This window comes from Paenibacillus mesotrionivorans, assembly GCF_046098205.1.
GTDB classification, from domain to species: domain Bacteria; phylum Bacillota; class Bacilli; order Paenibacillales; family NBRC-103111; genus Paenibacillus_AR; species Paenibacillus_AR mesotrionivorans.
The window spans coordinates 1-17,986 of record NZ_JBJURJ010000031.1 but is presented as its reverse complement, the minus strand read 5'-3'; the positions used below and the strand labels follow the sequence as shown (position 1 = coordinate 17,986).

Genomic DNA, 17,986 nt, shown 5'->3' with positions numbered 1-17,986 from the left:
AATAGGGATGAAACGGGATTTCTTGCACCATGAAGGAGGAAATCATGAAAATCTTGCAGGCGCTGTTTTTTCCGCCGGAACAGCCTGGTGGGGTATCGTCCATGGTGCCGTATATCCAGGAGCGGTTTATTAAGAAGGGCTGGGATATGGAGCTGTTTTCCCTGCCTAAACGCATACGCAGCAAAGGGACGGAGGATGTAGAGTTCCACACCTTTGACTGGAAGCAGTATGCCGGCAATCCGATTATCGATAAATATATCCAAACCTATAAGGATTACATATGGTGGACCAAGCTGCGCCTGAAGGGCTCGTATGACCTGATCCATGCCCATCATCCCATTGCGGCGCTGGCCATGAAGCGGATTTTTCCCGATACCCCCGTGATGATCACCATCCACTCCAGCTATGAGAAGGAGTTGATGTTAAACGGACGGATTCAGGAGGGGGGGCCGGAGGAGAAGTTCCTCACGTCGATTTATGGCGAGCTGGAATACAGCCTGGACCGTATCATAACCGCTTCCCACGCATTCCGCATGTATCTCGGGAACTATATGGAGGATTGCAGCCGGGTTGAAGTGATTCCGAACGGCTTCGACCAGCGGCGCTTCCGTCCTTATTCCCATGAAAATGCAGTGACCCAACTGATTTCCGTCTGTCGTCTGGTCCCGGCCAAGGGGCTGGATACCCTTCTTGAGGCATGTGCCCGCTTGAAAAAGAAGGGTGTCCCCTTCGTGCTTCACCTGATCGGAGACGGTCCGATCCGGGAGGAATTGGAGCAGATGGCGGTGGATTTGGGCATTTATGAGGATACCATTTTCTACGGCTATATGCTGCATCCCGAGGAATTCATGCCCTTCTTCGATATATTCGTCCTGCCCTCCCGGGCGGAGGCCTTCGGCTCCGTATTCGCTGAGGCGGCTCTGTGCCTGTTGGCCCTGGTGGGGACTCAGGTTGGGGGCATCCCGGAGCAGATTGAGGACGGGCGTAACGGCCTGCTGGTCCCGTCAGGGGATTCCGAGGCTCTGGCAGACGCTCTGGAAACCTTGATCGAGGATCCCGGCTACCGTTACGAGCTGGCCCGCGCCGCATGGGAAAAGGCCAAAAAATCCTACTCGCTTACCCGGGTGATCCAACAGCTGGCGGCGGTATACCGGAGCTTCGGGACTGCAGCCGCTGACGGTGCGGAGGAGTTCGAGGGTGAGGGTGAAAACGAAGGAGGCGGCGGAGTGTGATTCCGTTCCGGTTTATCCATGCCGCCGACCTTCATCTGGACAGCCCCTTCGCGGGACTGTCCGGCGTGCCGGAGGCGGTGCGGCAGCTTCTTCGCGGCTCTACCTTCGCTGCGCTGGATAGCCTCACGGAGCTGGCTATCCGGGAGAAGGCGGATTTTGTGCTGATTGCAGGAGATGTTTATGATTCCGCTGACCGGTCGCTCAGGGCGCAGCTCCGGTTCCATAATGCAATGAAACGGCTGGCGGAGAACGGAATCTCCGCTTTTGTCGTTCATGGGAACCATGATCCGCTAGATGGCCGGGAGGCGAAGCTGGGCTGGCCATCAGGAATACATATGTTTAAGCCGGGAGAGGTGGAGCGTGTTCCTGTGGTTTTGGAGGGGCGCGGCCATGTGGCGGATATTCAGGGGATTTCGTACCCGACGGCGGCGGTGCAGGAGAATTATGCGCAGCGTTTCGGAGCGGGGGCAGGCGGTGTTTACCAGATCGGGCTGCTGCATGCCAATGTGGACGGTTCACCGGAGCATGCGGATTATGCCCCTTGTTCGTTAAAGGAGCTGGCAGCGGCCGGGTTGGACTATTGGGCTTTGGGCCATGTCCATACCCGCAGGGTGCTGTCGGAGAAGCCTTGGGTGGTGTATCCGGGCAATATCCAGGGCAGGAGCGTCCGTGAAACCGGGGCGAAAGGCTGCTATGTGGTGGAGGTGGACGGAAGCGGGGCGACGGAATTGCAGTTCCGGGTGCTGGACGCGGTCCGCTGGTTGGCCCGGGAGGTGTCCATTGCGGATTGCTCCACAGAGCAGGAGCTGAAGGAGGCGCTGGAGCGGGCAATGGAGGAGGCCCGCATGGAGGCAGAGGGGCGGCCTTCCGTGTTGCGGCTTGTCCTGACTGGCAGAGGGCGGCTTCACGGGAAACTCCAAGGCGGTTACGCCCGGGATTTGGCGGAGGAGCTGCGGAGAGCGGAACTGGAGCGTTGGGAGCTGACAGAGGAGGAATCCGGTGCAGGGGAAGGGATGCCGCTGGTCTGGCTGGAAAAGCTGACTGTGCGCACCGGTGTGGCGGCAGACCGGGAAGCCCTGCTGCAATCCGAAGGGTTCCTTGGGGAGCTTCTGCGTTTGGCCGCTGATCTGGAGAATGAGCCGGAGGCGCTGCATGATTTTGCCGGAGAATGCCTGGAGCCGCTGTTGGGCCATCACCGGGCGGGTGCACTTCTGCGCAAAACAGGCTTGGCGGCGGACGGAACTGCTGTACCGGGTATAAAGACGGAGTTTGCGTCAGAGCTCTTGAAGCAGGCTTCGGAATGGCTGTTGGACCATCTGCTTGATGAAGAGGAGGGAGCGTAGGTGAGAATCCGGGAAATCCGCGTGGAGGGTTTCGGCGGGCTGCAGAACCGGACGGTGGAGCTGCATGGCCCGATGACGGTTCTGTACGGCCCTAATGAAGCAGGCAAAAGCACATTATTGCACCTGATCCGTGCGGTGCTGTTCGGCTTTCCCTCCCGCCAGTCGGGTCTGGAGCGGTTCGAACCCGCCAAAGGCGGCGTTCATGGCGGCTCTCTGGTGCTGGAGCTGGAGCCGGGCAGCCAGGTGCGTGTGTTCCGGCGCTCGGCGGATGCTGCTGCCGCCGGCGGCAGGGGACGTATTCCCTCCGCCGGGCTGGTGACGGTTACGCTGCCGGATGGGCGCGAGGGAGGCGAGGAGCTGCTGCGGGAGCTGTTGGGGGGCGTAACGGCGGAGCAGTTCCGCAATTTGTTCGCCTTTACTCTGACGGAGCTTCAGGCGCTGCATACTCTGACCTCTGAGGAGCTGGGCGGATTCCTTCACAGCGCCGGGCTGGGGGTGCGTGCCTCACTGGTCCGGGAGACGGAGAAGCGGCTGGTTCAGGAGCTGGAGAGCCGTTTCCGGCCCAAGGGGCGGAACCAGGGGATCAGCCAGCTGCTGGGGGAGTGGGATACGCTGGACAGCGCCTGGCGGAAAAGCCTGGCCCAAGCCGGGCGGTATAACCAGCTGACAGCGGAAATCGGGACTCTGGCGGACCGGATTGCGGAAGCCGGGGAAAAGCTGGCCGGCGGCAAAGCCCGGTTGGAGCTGCTGGAGGCGGCTGGGGCCCAGCGGGAGCGCTGGCTGCGTCTGAGTCATGTGACGGAGTCGCTCCGGGGGATACCGGCTGGGGGAGAGGGCCCTTTTCCCGAGGATGGGCTGTCCCGGCAGGACGTGCTGCTGGGCGAGCTGGAGAAGCGGGAGGAAACGCTGGCTGGGCTTCGGATAAGGCAAACCGCGCTGGAAGATGTTGTCGCGGCCTATTCGGAAGCGGATGCCGGGTTGGTTCGTCTGCGTGAAAGAGTGCAGGCTTTGACGGAGGAGCTGAGCCTGTACAAGGCGGGCTTCGGCCAGGAGGAGGAGCTGCTCCTGGAGCTTGGGCGCCTGGAGCGGCTGCTGCAGGGGAAGCTGCAGGAGGCGGGGCTTCCTTGCGGTGGTTTGCCCGGCGAAGCGGATTGGCGTGAATTTCCCGAAATTGCCACTGCCGTGCCCCCGGAGTCTTGTCTTCCTCCCGTTACCCTGCAGAACCGGGAGGAGGCTGCACACTTCAAGGAGCTGTGGGGGGAGCGGGAGCTGGCCCGGGTCCGGCTGGACAATGCGGTGGATGCTGCAGAGGCGGAGCTGGCGCAGGCCGCTGCCCTAGTGCAGGAGCGGCGGGAGCTGCTTGCCGGGGCGGAGCGGACGCTTGCGGCGGCGTATCCGCCGGAAGCGGACAGACTGGCTGCGGAGCTGCCTGCGGTAATTCGGGAGCTGCGCCGGGAGTACGGCCAGCTGGCCGAGGCCGGACGGGAATACCGGCATCTGCGCGAACGGGAGCTTGAGCATCGCCTGTCGGTGGAGCAGCTTCAGGCTCAGGCGGAGGCAAATGGACGGATGGTGTCCCGGCCGGAGGGGACGGATGGGCGTATGGTGCTGCTTTGGGCGCTGCTTCTGGGTGCAGGAGGCGGAGCAGGTCTGTTCTTCGGGCTGGCGGGCAATTGGTTGCTGGCGGCTGCAGGTTTGGTAGTGATGGGTGCTGGCGGAGGGGGACTGCTGCTTGGCGGCAGGGGAACCTCATCTTCGGGTAGAGGCAGCCGTTCCTCCAGGCGGTACCGCCCTGGTGATGAATCGGCGGCGGGACTGGCGGTAGACACGCCGCTTGCCGCCCGGCGCCAAGAGCTGGAGCAGGAGCTGGAACGCTTGCGCGGGAAGCTGGGAGCACGGCTGCAGACTTTGAAAAGCAGCCTAGAAGGCAGCAGCGGAGGTCAACTGGTGCTGGACTCCGGCAATGAAGCGCTGCCGGAGCAACTCGAGGAGTGGCTCAACCGGCTGAATCAGGCCTTGCGGGATTATTATCAGCTGGAGGAGAAATGGAAGGCTGCCCATGAAGCGGAAACCCGCCTGCGGCGCCAAGTTGACCAGTTGGGCCGGGAGCAGCGGAAGACGGAGCAGGAGCAAAGGGAGCTTTTGGCGGAATGGAGGCAATGGCTGGCCCAATGGAATGCGGCGATTGGGGAGATTTCCCCTGAGGCGGCCATGGAGTTTGTGGCCTTGCTGGATCAAGCGGCGGAGCTTCGGCTGCGCCAGGAGGAGAGCCGTGGGCGGCTGGACCGTATCCGCAGAAACCGGGCGGCCTTCGAAGCGTCCGCCGGGGCGGTGCTCGGTACGGCGTTCGGCACGCCGGAGGAGCTTCAGCTTGCCTTGCAGGGCTTCCGCAAGGCGGTAGAGCAGGCGGCGGAGCGCCAAAGCCGCTGCCGCGAAGCGGAGGCAGAGCTGGAGGGGCTGGCGCCGCGGCTGCGGCTGGAGGAGGAGGCGCTGATCCGCTGCCGGGATAGGCTGGCGGAATTATGGCGCCAGGCCGGTGCGGACGGCGAGGAGGACTTCTGGCGGCTGGGTGCCCGGGAGGCGGCCCGCCGTGAGCTGGAGGCAGAGGCGAATAACCTCAGGGAGCTGCTTGCTGCGGCTGTAGGCGGCTCCCGGCTGGACAGGCTGGGCGAGGTGCTGGAGGGCGGATCTCCCGCGGAGTTGGGGGCGGAAACGGAGCAACTCCGGCGGGAGCTTTTGGAGCTGGAGGCGGCCGTGGATGGATGGAAAGAAGAGAAGGGCCGGCTCCATGCGGACTATGCCCGTTTGGCGGATGGCACCGATCATGGGGCGCTGCGGGATAAGCAGGAGGAGCTGCTGGCCCGGTTCGGGGACGAGGCGTCCCAATGGGCGGTGTTCGCCATGGCGGCAGGGCTGTTGGCCCGCACCAAATCGCGCTATGAGCGGGAAAAGCAGCCGGAGGTGATGCGCCGGGCATCGGAGCATTTTGCCCGGCTGACGGGCGGGCGCTATGTCCGCATCGCCGCGCCTATGGGCGAGGAGCGCCTGCTCGCCATCCGTCCCGGCGGGGAGGCGGTGGATTCCGCCCGCCTGAGCCGCGGGACCGCAGAGCAGATGTACCTGGCTCTCCGCTTCGCACTTGCAGCGGAATTCGCTAGAAACAACCCATTGCCTCTCGTCATGGATGATATCTTCGTCAATTTTGACGGAGAGCGCCTGCTGCTGGCGCTCCGGGAGCTGGCTGCGCTGTCGGAGCAGCATCAGGTGCTGCTCTTCACGTGCCACCGCCATGTGCTGGACGCACTGGCGGAAGCAGCCCCCTCGGCGCAGCGGATTCTGCTGCCGGTGGCTGCGCCGGCTGGCGGTGCTTCCTCAGCCGGAGCGTGATGGCGCATCCGCGGCGTGGCTCCAATAGCGGAAGCGGACCTTCCGCTATTGCGCAGCCGCACTGGAAAATCAGGGCATAAGAGCAGCCAAGCTTCCGCTATTGGCCGATAAAGCTGCAGCCTAAGCCCGGAAGAAGGGGAATAGCGGATATGCCCCTTCCCTTATCCTTGTTATACAGGCGGTGCCGGGAGAATAGCGGAAGCTATGTTCCGTTATCCGGGCGTCCAGGTGCAGCGGCGTCTGATTAGCGGAACGCAATTTCCGCTATGGCTGCTGAAACCCCGCCAACGCAGGGGCGATCTGGATGATAACGGAAAAACCTTTGCGTTATCGCTTTATTTCCACACATGCATAAGCAATAGCGGAACTCCGGTTCCGCTATTTTTGTTATTTTTATCAACCAGAGGGTGTGTGCAAATGCAGAAAATGGAGGTTGACCCAGCAGCCAAGGGTGCCGGGTGCGGATGGAGCTTCTAAGGCCGGGGCATGGGCGAATGGGAGGTGGTGCTGCAACTCATCCCTCCCTATTTAAGTCTTGCACGTTTAGAAAGGATGTGTTTTAATAGTAAATATTACGAATAAATAGCGAAGTACCCACATGTATTCCAGATAATCGCGTATAACAAGCGCGTATAACATGCGAGTATATGACGAGTGGATACCAAGCGATTACAAGGAGTGAGCAAAAGAAATGAGTATATTGACTGATAACCGGATTCCCGTTACCGTCCTTTGCGGCTATTTGGGCTCGGGCAAAACAACGCTGCTGAACCATGTGCTGAACAACCGGGAGGGCTTGCGTGTAGCCGTCATTGTAAACGATATGGGCGAGGTGAATATTGACGCTTCCCTGATCCAGTCCGGCGCATCCCTGTCCCGTACGGAGGAGAAGCTGGTTTCCTTGTCCAATGGCTGCATCTGCTGCACTCTGCGGGAGGACCTGCTGCTGGAGGTGAAGAAGCTGGCGGAGGAGAAGCGGTTTGATTATATTCTCATCGAATCCACGGGGATTGGGGAGCCTGTGCCCATCGCCCAAACCTTCACCTACCGGGATGAAGCCAACGGTGTTGATCTGACGGACTATTGCCGGCTGGATTGTATGGTTACAGTGGTGGATGCGTATACCCTGTGGCAGAATTTTTCCTCAGGAAACCAGCTCCTGGAGCGCACTAAAGCGGAAGAGAACGGGGAGGAGCCGGATATCATCGATCTCCTGATTGACCAGATTGAGTTCTGCGATGTGCTTATTATGAATAAATGCGACAGGCTGCAGGAAACCGAGCTGGAGCAGCTGGAGGGAGTGCTTCGTGCCCTTCAGCCCAGAGCCAAGCTGCTTCGCAGCATATACGGCAAGATCGATGCCGCCGAAATCCTCAATACCGGCCGCTTTGACTTCGAGGAGGCCAGCTCCTCCGCAGGCTGGATGCGGGAGCTGCAGAAGGAGGAGCATACACCGGAAACGGAGGAATACGGCATCAGCTCCTTCGTGTACCGCAGGCGGCGTCCGTTCCACCCGGGCCGGCTTTACAAGTTCCTGACCAAGCTGCCCCAGGAGATCGTCCGCTCTAAGGGATTTCTCTGGCTGGCCTCCCGCCCGGATATGGCCGCCTCCATCGGACAGGCCGGCCCTTCCATCCAGTTTGGCCCGGCAGGATATTGGCTGGCGACTCTACCGGAGAAGGAGCGGGAGCGTTATTTCCAGGAAAGCCCGGAGCTTCTGAAAACATGGGACCCGGAGTGGGGCGACCGGATCAACGAGCTGGTACTCATCGGCATCCGTCTGGACCGGGATGCTCTCACCGCACAGCTGGATCAATGTCTGCTTACCGACGGGGAAATGGCGGCAGACTGGAGGACGCTGCGTGACCCGTTTCCCTCCTGGGAAACCCCCGAGCCTGACAGAGAGGAAATCGGCCAATAGCAGCATGAATTAGTAGTAAAAATTATCATTAATTTCACCGGGACATGACGACTTTGATTAAAATAAGCCCTTTTCCACCGGACGGGCAGGTGTTAGCCTGCTGCTGCCGGGGAAAAGGGCTTCCGGGTCTAACGGTCTTAACAGGTCTTAACGCGGCTTATGGGTGCGCATTTGCTTGTGAATCTGCTTCCACTTGGATTTTTCCTGAAGCTGAAGCTGCTTATCTTCCTTCCGTGCCAGATAAGCAAGCTCCTTCTGGAGCTTCAGGTAGCTGTTGTAACGCTCCTCCTCCAGGCTGCCGTCCTGCAGGGCGGCTTGAACCGCACAGCCCGGCTCCCGGTTATGGGAGCAGTTGTGGAAGCGGCATTGGCCAGACAAGGTTTCCACATCGGCAAAACCTGCGCTTATCCCTTGGTCCGCATCCCACAGCTGCAGCTCCCGCATGCCGGGTGTATCCAGCAGCAGTCCGCCGTCAGGCAAAAGCAAAAGCTCACGGTGGGTGGTCGTATGCCGTCCACGGCCATCATCCTCGCGGATGCCGCCGGTATCCATGGCTTCATGGCCGATGAGCCGGTTAATCAGGGTTGATTTGCCTACACCGGAGGAGCCCATAAGTGCCACAGTTTTTCCTTTGCCGATGTAAGGCGCCAGCTCCTCCAGCCCAATTCCGTCCAATGCGCTTACGGCATGGACAGGAACTCCAGCAGCTACCATATGCACCTGCGCCATCAGCTCGTCCCGCTCTTCACACAGATCCGCTTTGCTCAGGATCACCACCGGGTTGGCCCCGCTTTCCCAGGCCAGGATCAGGTAACGCTCCAGTCTGCGCAGATTAAAGTCCTGATTTAGCGCCTGTACCAGGAAGATCGTATCCACATTCACCGCCACGATCTGCTCTTCCGTTACTGCCCCGGCAACCTTGCGGGAAAATTTGCTGAAGCGGGGGAGCAGTCCGCGGATGGTGGCCCGCCCGTCGGATTCCCGAAGGTTGGCCATTACCCAATCACCCACTGCCGGGAAATCCTCCCGGCCATCCGCCTGATAACGGAACTTGCCGGTGACCTCCGCCAAATATTCGCCGTTCTCCGAGACGATCCGGTACATATGCTTGTGCTCCAGTATGACACGGGCGGGAATACATCCCTGGGCCCGGTAAACGTCCGCATCCTCATCAAATAAGGGGCGCCAGCCCCATTGTGTCAAAAAGTCGTTCAAATGTTTTTCCTCCTGCCAAGATAAATTAGGGTGGCAGGGTTCCGGTGGAACCATGCCGATTTTCTTCGCAGGAGTCCGATTACATGTGGTCAGGATAAGACCTCCAGCCTCGGACACCTGCGGCCGTCTTTTCCATTCGTCAGCAAGTGCATACAACATCATCCTTCCGATAAATTCATAGTGAGGTACGTATGTTAGTATACGCAAAAAAAGCCGCTTCCGCAGGGGAACGGATGATTATAACCAAATATTATTTCCAAGAGGCTATGGGTTGGTTGGAGCAGGCTATCCAAGAATACCGGAAAGATATTTCCGCTATTCATAGATTGTAACCAACCCAAAAGGCGATAACGGAAAGCAAGTTCCGCTATCGGTCCTCCGCAGCCTGCCAAACGGCAAAAAAGAAGGAATAGCGGAAAACCGTTTCCGCTATTCCCCGTATATCCACTGCCGGTTACCAACAGCGGAAGAACATTTCCGCTAACACCGCTCCCAGCCGCAGTTTCTCCCCAAAAGCAGTCGGCACCGTTTACCCCAGCAGCCGCAAAGCCAGCACCCCGGCGAAGGCCAGGATCATCCCGGCCAGCTCCATGGGCTTCACCCGCTCCCGGAGGATGATCCAGGCGTACAGCATAATAATCAGCGCATTAAGCGCTACAATGGCAGAAACCAAGCCGGTGATGCCCATTTTCATGGCAGGCATCATCAGGATCATCCCTGAGATGTTGCTGATGCCCACAGCCATTCCGATTCCCACGGTTTTGCCGAGACTCCAGCGCGGGGGCTGCACCCCTTCAGCAGCAGCGGCCGTTTCTTGCCTGGCCAAAGCGGCCTCCGCACCTCCGCGGGCCTCCGCAGCCAGCTGCCGCTTCCTGTCCACACCTGCGGATACGGCGAACAGCAGACTGCCGGTCACGTACATCAGCACAAGTGTGGGCAGTGTTTCACCGCCGGACAATGCCGCTTGTTTGCTGGACAAATCCGTAAAGGCGAAGGTGACCATAGCCAGAAGACCCCACTGGGCGCCTTCCATATTGCGCAGGCTCAAGCCTCCGGCACTTTTGACCAGAAGGCCGCCGCCCAGAATAACCACAAAGCATAACGTTTGGCCCACACTCAAATGCTCTTTCCACAGCACCATCGCCGCCAGGACAACAATGAGAGGAGGCAGTCCCACCAACAGCGCCACCAGGGAGGCCTTGCCCACTGCAAAGCCCTTATGCATGGCGGAGTTGGACACAAAGGAGAACAGCCCCATGGCGATGCCGACTGCCGCACCCGCCGTCCAAGGCTGTCCCCAGAACAGATTCAAAGCCAAAGCCACCACTGCTCCGCAGGCATACACACCGAACAGCAGCACATTCCGGTCCGCCGGCTGCCGGGAGGTCCATTGGTACAGAATCCCCCTTAAGCCGAAACAGACTGCAGCCGAAGCCGCCAATAACAACCACATGAATAATCAGGTCCTCTCCAGATGTCATGACACTACACTACAAACAGTTCCTTACTCCTCATAAATCATCTTGACGGTCATCCCGCCGTCCACCACCAGATTCTGACCGGTGATGAAACCCGCCGAAGCCCCGCATAAATAAAGGCAGGCGGCCGCAATGTCCTCCGGAGTGCCCACACGGCCTGCGGGATGCTGAAGCCGGTCCTTTTCGCTGTGGAAAGGAGTGACCGACCGGGAGCCCAGCTGCCAATCCCGGGTCTCGATCCATCCGGGGCTAACGGCATTCACGCGGATTCCGTATTCGCCGAGGCTGACAGCCATGGCATGGGTAAGAGCCAGGATGCCGCCTTTGGAGGCCGAATATGCTTCGGTTCCCGGCTCCGACATCAGTGCGCGGGTAGAGGCGATATGGACGATGCTGCCGCCTGTTCCCTGCTCCCGCATCCGTCTGGCAGCCAGCTGGGAGGCATGGAAGGTACCGGTCAGATTCACCGCAATGACCCGGCTCCAATCCTCAAGAGACAGCTCCAGGACAGGCGCATTTTTCCCGATGCCCGCATTATTGATCAGTACATGGATGTCCCCCAGCTCCAGAGCCGTGACCCGGAACCACCGCTCCACATCCTCCCGGACACCCATATCCGCGCAGCAGAAAATCCCCGTTCCGCCCGCCTCATGAATCATTCGGATGACCTCCAGCCCGGCTTCCCGGTCCGTATCGCACAGGGACACGGCATATCCCGCTTCAGCCAGACGCAGCGCCACACAGCGGCCAATTCCTTGGGCGCCTCCAGACACAAGCGCTGTTTTCGCCATTCGCCAACCTCCCTCCGAAAGATAGACTACCAACATATTACCACAATCGGCTGAAATGACTCTATCCCTTTCACCAAAAGCGTTGCTTTTTGGGAGCGGCTTGGAATACTATAGAAGTAGCCTATCGCATTCCATAGGTTATGAAAGGAGGCCGCCGCAGTGACCTTGCCGGAGCAATCCCAATCCGACAGAGAAATCAGCTACCGCATCGGCTGGAAGAAAGGTAAGATCCATGTTTCCGACCAAACCTCCCGGGAAGCAGTCCAGTCATTTCCTGCCCACAATGCTCCACATCCGGATACGAATGATATCCATAACCATGACCCGCTGCTTGGGCTGATCTGGAAAAGCGCTCCCTATCCCGGCTGGAAAGCCGTTTTTTGGGCTGCCGCGGTGCTGCCTGCCGCCGGTTTTGCCGCTGTAGTCTGGCTGGTATCCAGACTAACCGAGGGCTGAAAAGGCCCGGGGCGAATTGATTATGAATTGGACAGGAGGCTCTTGTTTATGTTGTATACCATCCTGCAGATATTTGCAGCGGTTCTTGCTTTGGCTGTCACCGGCGGAGCTGTATATACCGTATGGCGGATGTTCCAGGCCAAAGGAAAAACCGGCGCTCCCGGGAAGCTGGAACGCCAGCTCTTGCTCCGCTGGACCGTATTCGACTATGCCGTTCTGGCTTTGGTGCTGATCGGTTTGGTATTCCTGCTGGCCGACGTAATCGGTGTTATCAACGACCGGGACCAATACCCGTATTACCATTATGGTTATCTGCTGTCCGGATTTATATTTTCATTAGTGGGACTTATTTTTTTGCTGGTCCGGCTTATGATGGTGCTACGCCTTGCGAACCCAGACCCGTCGGCGGTAGATCAGGGCAACAAACCAGACCAGACTTACCACGCCGAATAGGGGATAAAGCACCTCCAGCAGGCGTCCAAAGCCGATTTGGCTGATCAGATAACAGCCCAAGAGGATAATGGGGACCAGCACAGCCATCCGCAGACCGGAGCGCTGCTTCAGCTGCAGCCCCAGCCCGTACACATTGGAAAGAAAAGTGGTCAGGATTTCCCCGAAGATGACCAGCACATATAAGAGCTGCACAACACGTCCCAGGGGCTGAATTAAATGACCCATGGGGATTTCATAACGGATAATGCCGGGCATCTGCGCGGAAAGGGTGTAGTGGCAAGCAAGGAGAAGCAAGCCGATGCCTACGCCTCCTGCAATTCCGCCCCAATAAAGGACCTTTTTGTCGTGGATTGTTTTGCCCAACGGCACCAGCACCGCCTGCGCCATAGCCAGGTTGTAGGAAGTGTAGAGAATCGGTGAAAACCAGGCCTTATGCCATGGAAGATCTCCCTGCAGGGTAACCCAGTTACCAGACCCGGGGGAACGCAGTGTAATCCATACGATGGCCGCGGTGAACAATATCATGATGGGCACCACCACCGAGTTGACGGCGAGGATAGCGGCCATTCCCTTGTTCAGCAGCAGGTAGGTCAAGAAAACCGTCAGGAAGAGGCCCACTTGAACATGCAGGTTCATATGCTCCTGAAACAGAGACCCTGCAGCAGCCAGCATAACGGAGGTAACACCGAACAGAGTCAGCAGGGTGAATAAACTGACCGCATCCCCGATTTTGGGACCGAACAGCTCTTTGTTCAGATCCTCATACGATTCGGCGCCGATTTCATGGGCGATCATCATCAGCTTGCAGCCCACCCACACAAAAAGGACCGTTGCAATCCCGATGGTCGCCACGGCTACCCAGCCATATCTGGTGAAGAACAAAAGAATTTCCTTGCCGGTTGCGAAGCCCGCGCCAACTATGGTTCCCATATAGGTGAAAGCGATCTGGAGAATTTGCTTCAAATTGCGCATCGGCGCATCCGCCTCCTTTCCATTCCGTTAGTACAAGGGTATGATAGAAGGGACAGGCGCATGACTGGCATCTTGAAATGCCTAAATGAAAAATGAACTGGAGCGTGTATCAGTGCTGGAATTGCTTAAGGAGTGGATACTGGAGTTCGGTTACCTTGCCATGTACGGTTTTCTTGCCGTGGGGATCATCGGGTTGCCCGTTCCGGACGAAATCCTGATGACCTTCATCGGATATTTGACATCGCTGAATTGGTTTTCGTACTCACTTTCCATAGCCGTTTGCTTTTTCGGCTCTATGACAGGCATGCTGGTCAGCTACGCCATCGGGCATAAAGTAGGCAAGCCCTTTCTTACCCGGTACGGCAAGTGGATTAAACTGACGCCCAAAAGGCTAGACAAGGCGGAGGAATGGTTCAGACGCTTCGGATTATGGACTGTCACCTTCGGCTATTTCGTTCCGGGTGTGCGCCATTTTACCTGCTATCTGGCAGGCATCAGCGGCGTCCGGATTTGGCGCTATATTGCGTATGCCGGCTCCGGAGCACTGGTCTGGACAGTGACCTTTATTACTCTGGGCCGTTTTATCGGCCATAATTTGGACTTCGCCATGAAGGTGGTCCACCGTTACATCGGGATTGGCGTAGGGGCAGTGGCGGTTATTGCCTGCCTGGCCGCTTTGATCGTTCTCCGCAGCCGCAAGCGGATTATCTGAGATGTTGGACGCAACGGCAAAAGCCACCGCTGGCTGCTCTCCCGAGGGAAGGCATAAGCGGTGGCTGTTTTTATTGATCTGCACTTTGGTTTATTCGCTTCTTCCGAACAGCTTGATGGATTGGATGGTTTTGCTCTTCGTATCGATATCCAGCTTAAGGACAGTGGTTTTGGTTTTGTAGGTCATAACATAGTCTGTGCTGGAATCGGGTTTACCCAAAGCCTTGGCGGCTTCTGCAGTGGTTTGGCCTAAGCGGAGGCTGTTCAGTCCGGGATCCTCCTCGGAGCTGGCCACTTCTACGAATTCCACCTGTTTCTGGGGATTCAAACCGATATGAAAGCCATCATATTCATATACGTTAATCGGGTCTTCGGCATCGTCCATCAGATAATGGCTTTTGGGGGTGCCATGGAGCTTAACAACGCTGTCCTGGGAGTCGCCAATCGCTACACCCATGAGCAGGGGTTTTTCCACCGTATAGGAGTCGTAGGTTCTCTTGGGTTTGGAGGTTGCCGCGGTAGTGGGTTTGGCTTCATTGCCTGCTTGTTGAACATAGTTGTTGACTCCTGGTGCCTTCTCGGGAGGAGCCATAGTATCCGACGCTGCAGTAACGGTGCCGGCTGCAGGGCTGCCGGTTGGGGCGGTTGTTTTGACTGTAGCAACGGTTGCCTGTGCAGGAGACGGTGATTGGGCAGCATTATCTCCGCCGCATGCAGCCACTGTTACAGCAAGGGTAATCATCATTCCGGCTGCTGCCGCCTGGCTGAACCATTTCTTTAACATGGAGAATCGATCCCTTCTATAGAACCTGTGTCTCTCGAGTAAACGCCCGACGGCGTCAGCTGTGACACCGGATGTAATCCATCATACCTCCAAAGGGTTGCCATAAACAATACTCAATTGGCACTAACTTATTCTCCCAAAAGTGAGGCGCTGCTTCAATTCAATTCCGAGTGTGGTTGGAGGATAAATCTCCCTATTGGTTATATAGACAGTCCGTCCCCGGAAAAAGTTGCGGTTTTAATGAAAAAAATAACAAACGTACTTGAAAAGCTTGAATTCCCTGTGGTAATGTTACAAGGATTAAGACAGCGAATAAAGGCGATGCGCGCGGAGGGGTTTTGGTTATGGATCGGTTAAAGGAAGCAATCAGGCGTCAAGGGACGGTGCAATCCGGCAAAGTCCTCCAGTTGGATGCCATCCTCAATCATCAGGTGGATCCTGAGCTGATCATGGAAATGGGCGAGGAATTCGCACGGCTTTACCGGGAGTCGGGCGTCACCAAGGTCGTGACCATCGAATCGTCGGGAATTCCCATCGGCTTTGCTGCCGCCTACAAGCTGGGTGTGCCCATGGTGTTTGCGCGCCGCAAAAAAACGTTGACCACTGACAATGACTCTTACTGTGAGCGGGTTCCTTCCTTTACGAAGGGCATTGTGACGGATTTGATGATTTCCAAAAAGCTGCTCAGCTCCAAGGACCGGGTGCTTATTATTGATGACATTATTGCCAATGGTGATGCGGTACGCGGGGTAATCCGGATCCTGGAGCAGGCCGGGTGTACCCTGGTAGGCTTAGGTATCGCAGTAGAGAAGGCCTTCGAGAAGGGGGCGCCTGCCCTGCGGGAGGCCGGGGTGCGGTTGGATTCTCTTGTCCGGGTAGCGTCTGTAGACGGCAGTGAGGTCCGTTTTACCGATTAGTTGACATTGAAACGGACATGAAAAAGCAACATTTTCAAGTTCTCTTCGGCTTCCCCGATTTGACATTTTCGATTATAATGGGGGGTAAGAAGGCAGAGAGGAGGCACTTGACATGGGGGAGAATACCATTCCGGCAGAATACCTGCTGTCTAAGCTGGTTGAAGCAAAGGTACATTTTGAGCGTGCCCTTGAATGCAAGCATACTGAATTTGACGATCTTTATCCTTATATGATCGAGCATCCGCAGTTTTTTTGGTATAAACGGTATGTCGCCTGGTCCGAACTGTTGACCATCGTGAAGCTGTGCAACGAGCTTCATGTGGACTGGAGCGGGGAGTTTTCGGAGAAGCAGTCCGAATATATCGCCAAGCGTGTTATGTCCGCGACAGTGCTGGATTACTGGTTCGAATCTAAGGAGCATGTCGGCTGACCGTGAACGTATAGAGCGCAATTAATCGATCGATACTTACAAGTACGACGGCAGAGGATCTGGACGGACACCCGTTCAGGTCTTTTTTGCGGAAAAGGAGGGTGTATGGTTACTGCAGATTTGCTTCAGCAATTCCGTCTGTCCGGGGCCCGGATCCGGGTCCGCCGGGATGCCGATCCTGCCAATGATGTGTTGGGGATTGTGGTGGCTTGGGACGAAGAGATGGTGCTGCTCCGCAAGGCCAACCGGAAGCTGGTGAAGCTCAGCCGGGAGTATAGCTTTGAGGCGGAGAACGCGGAGAAGGAATAGGGATAAGGCTGCTTATCCTATGAAACCGGGGATTTCCTAAAAGAAGCCCCGGTTTTTGGCGTTTTCATTATTTGTTCCGTTTGCACTTTCTTGATTGGCGGGGAAAATCAAGAATGTCCGATTGCCTGCAAGCCGGATAGGGCATAAGGTAGACATGTGTAATGGAGATTATGAAGCCTTATGATGCAGGAGGATACACATGAGTGTGCAAATGGAACAATTGAACCGGGGGCTGGCGGCATCCCGCACCCCGGAGGGAATATTCGTCAGTTGGCGGCTGTTGGGCAATGAAGTAACAGGTGCTTCGGAGCAGGGACTCACCGCCCCGGATTTCCGTCTGTACCGGAACGGTGTGAAGCTGGCCGATGTAACGGACAGCACCAACTATCTGGACCGCTCGGGCAGTGCAGAATCGGTGTATGCAGTGGCAGCGGTGGTAAACGGGATCGAGCAGGAGCGTAGTGCCGAAGTGAAGGCGTGGGAAGCCCCTTATCTGGAGATCCCGCTGCAAAAACCCGCCGATGGGATCACCCCCGCAGGCCAAGCCTATACCTACAGTGCCAACGACATGAGTGTGGGCGATGTGGATGGTGACGGCGAGTATGAATATATCGTCAAGTGGGATCCGTCCAACTCCCATGATGTTTCCCATGTGGGTTATACCGGCAATGTTTATCTGGACTGCTATAAGCAGGACGGTCGGCTTTTGTACCGCATCGACTTGGGCGTGAACATCCGGGCGGGGGCGCATTACACCCAGTTCCTGGTGTATGACTTTGACGGCGACGGCAAAGCGGAGATCATGTTCAAAACCGCGCCGGGTACCAAGGTGATCCGATACGAGGACGGCAAGCCGGTCTCCGAGGCGTATATTACCCTGATGCCAGAGGACGTGGCGGCTGGGTATAGCCACTCCGACGATTATCGCATGAATGGCGCGGATTACGTGGCTCATGTGGCGGACATGTTCCAGAGCTGGCATAATCATGAGGAAGTAGCTGCGGGACACTGGCCCGCTACGCTGGAGGATTGCTTTGGCATCGCGCCTCAGTACAGCTATCCGCTGTCCCGGGAGGATGCGGAGAAGCTGGCAGACTATTTCGTAGACGTGTACGCCCCCAGCCGGAGTCCCCGGAACAAGCTGCGGGAGTTTGAGGGTTTTATCCTGAAGGGACCGGAATACCTGACTGTGTTCCGCGGCGACACAGGGGAGGAGCTTTCCACCGTACGCTACAAGCCAGGCCGTCACGATGATGGACTGATGTGGGGGGACTACTCCTGGAACCGGATTGAACCGGGCAACCGGGTGGACCGTTTCCTGGCCGGGGTGGCGTACCTTGACGGACGCACCCCTTCGGCACTGTTTGCCCGCGGGTATTACACCCGGGCGACGATGGCCGCCTACAACTGGGATGGCAAGGAGCTCACGGAGCTGTGGTATACCGACAGCGGTTGGGTGACCATGAACAATCCCTTCGCGGATACGCTCCATGAGCCCAATGGCCGCAACCCGGGCTTCGGCAGCTTCGCCAAACAAGGCGCCCATGCGTTGTCCACAGCGGATGTGGACGGGGACGGCTGCCAGGA

16 protein-coding genes are annotated in these 17,986 nt (G+C 57.6%); 11 read left to right on the top strand and 5 right to left on the bottom strand.

Features of this window, described 5'->3' with window-relative positions; all coding sequences use genetic code 11:
* Positions 1–44: 44 nt before the first annotated feature.
* The 4 genes from ACI1P1_RS29560 (at position 45) to ACI1P1_RS29545 (ending at position 7,883) form a co-directional block, all read left to right on the top strand.
* Positions 45–1,232, top strand: a complete 1,188-nt coding sequence (locus tag ACI1P1_RS29560; protein ID WP_416220195.1) for a glycosyltransferase family 4 protein — start codon at positions 45–47, stop codon at positions 1,230–1,232.
* Positions 1,229–2,575 (top strand): metallophosphoesterase family protein, encoded by a 1,347-nt coding sequence (locus tag ACI1P1_RS29555; RefSeq protein ID WP_416220193.1) that lies wholly within the window; start codon positions 1,229–1,231, stop codon positions 2,573–2,575. The genes ACI1P1_RS29560 and ACI1P1_RS29555 overlap by 4 nt, the downstream gene beginning before the upstream one ends.
* Positions 2,576–5,962 carry an AAA family ATPase gene (locus ACI1P1_RS29550; RefSeq protein WP_416220192.1) on the top strand — a complete coding sequence of 1,129 codons (3,387 nt, stop codon included), beginning with the start codon at positions 2,576–2,578 and terminating at the stop codon, positions 5,960–5,962.
* A gap of 700 nt (positions 5,963–6,662) precedes the next feature.
* Positions 6,663–7,883: a GTP-binding protein gene (locus ACI1P1_RS29545; protein WP_416220212.1), complete on the top strand. Its 1,221-nt coding sequence runs from the start codon at positions 6,663–6,665 to the stop codon at positions 7,881–7,883.
* A 147-nt stretch (positions 7,884–8,030) separates the two neighbouring features.
* Here ACI1P1_RS29545 and rsgA read toward each other — a convergent pair whose 3' ends face one another.
* The 3 genes from rsgA to ACI1P1_RS29530 all read right to left on the bottom strand — a co-directional run bounded on the left by rsgA (position 8,031) and on the right by ACI1P1_RS29530 (position 11,367).
* Positions 8,031–9,098, bottom strand: a complete 1,068-nt coding sequence (gene rsgA, locus ACI1P1_RS29540) for a ribosome small subunit-dependent GTPase A (RefSeq protein WP_416220191.1) — start codon at positions 9,096–9,098, stop codon at positions 8,031–8,033.
* A gap of 529 nt (positions 9,099–9,627) precedes the next feature.
* Positions 9,628–10,551 carry an EamA family transporter gene (locus ACI1P1_RS29535; protein ID WP_416220190.1) on the bottom strand — a complete coding sequence of 308 codons (924 nt, stop codon included), beginning with the start codon at positions 10,549–10,551 and terminating at the stop codon, positions 9,628–9,630.
* Between the two features lie 51 nt (positions 10,552–10,602).
* The gene (locus ACI1P1_RS29530; protein WP_416220189.1) at positions 10,603–11,367 is read right to left on the bottom strand and encodes a glucose 1-dehydrogenase; all 765 of its coding nucleotides are present in this window, start codon (positions 11,365–11,367) and stop codon (positions 10,603–10,605) included.
* A 159-nt stretch (positions 11,368–11,526) separates the two neighbouring features.
* On the opposite strand from ACI1P1_RS29530, the gene ACI1P1_RS29525 reads away from it, so the two are divergent.
* Positions 11,527–11,823: a hypothetical protein gene (locus ACI1P1_RS29525; protein ID WP_416220188.1), complete on the top strand. Its 297-nt coding sequence runs from the start codon at positions 11,527–11,529 to the stop codon at positions 11,821–11,823.
* Positions 11,824–11,871: 48 nt separating this feature from the next.
* Positions 11,872–12,276: a hypothetical protein gene (locus ACI1P1_RS29520; RefSeq protein WP_416220187.1), complete on the top strand. Its 405-nt coding sequence runs from the start codon at positions 11,872–11,874 to the stop codon at positions 12,274–12,276.
* On the opposite strand, the gene ACI1P1_RS29515 is transcribed toward ACI1P1_RS29520, so the two are convergent.
* Positions 12,202–13,248 carry a YkvI family membrane protein gene (locus ACI1P1_RS29515; RefSeq protein ID WP_416220186.1) on the bottom strand — a complete coding sequence of 349 codons (1,047 nt, stop codon included), beginning with the start codon at positions 13,246–13,248 and terminating at the stop codon, positions 12,202–12,204. The two genes, ACI1P1_RS29520 and ACI1P1_RS29515, sit on opposite strands and share 75 nt — an antisense overlap.
* A 112-nt stretch (positions 13,249–13,360) precedes the next feature.
* On the opposite strand from ACI1P1_RS29515, the gene ACI1P1_RS29510 reads away from it, so the two are divergent.
* The gene (locus tag ACI1P1_RS29510; RefSeq protein ID WP_416220185.1) at positions 13,361–13,960 is read left to right on the top strand and encodes a DedA family protein; all 600 of its coding nucleotides are present in this window, start codon (positions 13,361–13,363) and stop codon (positions 13,958–13,960) included.
* A 90-nt stretch (positions 13,961–14,050) separates the two neighbouring features.
* Here ACI1P1_RS29510 and ACI1P1_RS29505 read toward each other — a convergent pair whose 3' ends face one another.
* The gene (locus tag ACI1P1_RS29505) at positions 14,051–14,743 is read right to left on the bottom strand and encodes a hypothetical protein (RefSeq protein WP_416220184.1); all 693 of its coding nucleotides are present in this window, start codon (positions 14,741–14,743) and stop codon (positions 14,051–14,053) included.
* Between the two features lie 344 nt (positions 14,744–15,087).
* On the opposite strand from ACI1P1_RS29505, the gene ACI1P1_RS29500 reads away from it, so the two are divergent.
* From ACI1P1_RS29500 to ACI1P1_RS29485, 4 genes are all read left to right on the top strand, one after another.
* On the top strand, positions 15,088–15,660 hold the full coding sequence (locus ACI1P1_RS29500; protein ID WP_416220183.1) for a xanthine phosphoribosyltransferase: 573 nt from the start codon (positions 15,088–15,090) through the stop codon (positions 15,658–15,660).
* Positions 15,661–15,772: 112 nt separating this feature from the next.
* Positions 15,773–16,090 (top strand): hypothetical protein, encoded by a 318-nt coding sequence (locus tag ACI1P1_RS29495; RefSeq protein WP_416220181.1) that lies wholly within the window; start codon positions 15,773–15,775, stop codon positions 16,088–16,090.
* 105 nt (positions 16,091–16,195) lie between these two features.
* The gene (locus tag ACI1P1_RS29490; RefSeq protein ID WP_416220180.1) at positions 16,196–16,399 is read left to right on the top strand and encodes a hypothetical protein; all 204 of its coding nucleotides are present in this window, start codon (positions 16,196–16,198) and stop codon (positions 16,397–16,399) included.
* Between the two features lie 199 nt (positions 16,400–16,598).
* Positions 16,599–17,986 (top strand): rhamnogalacturonan lyase family protein (locus tag ACI1P1_RS29485; RefSeq protein WP_463605686.1); only part of this gene is annotated, 1,388 nt, incomplete at its 3' end.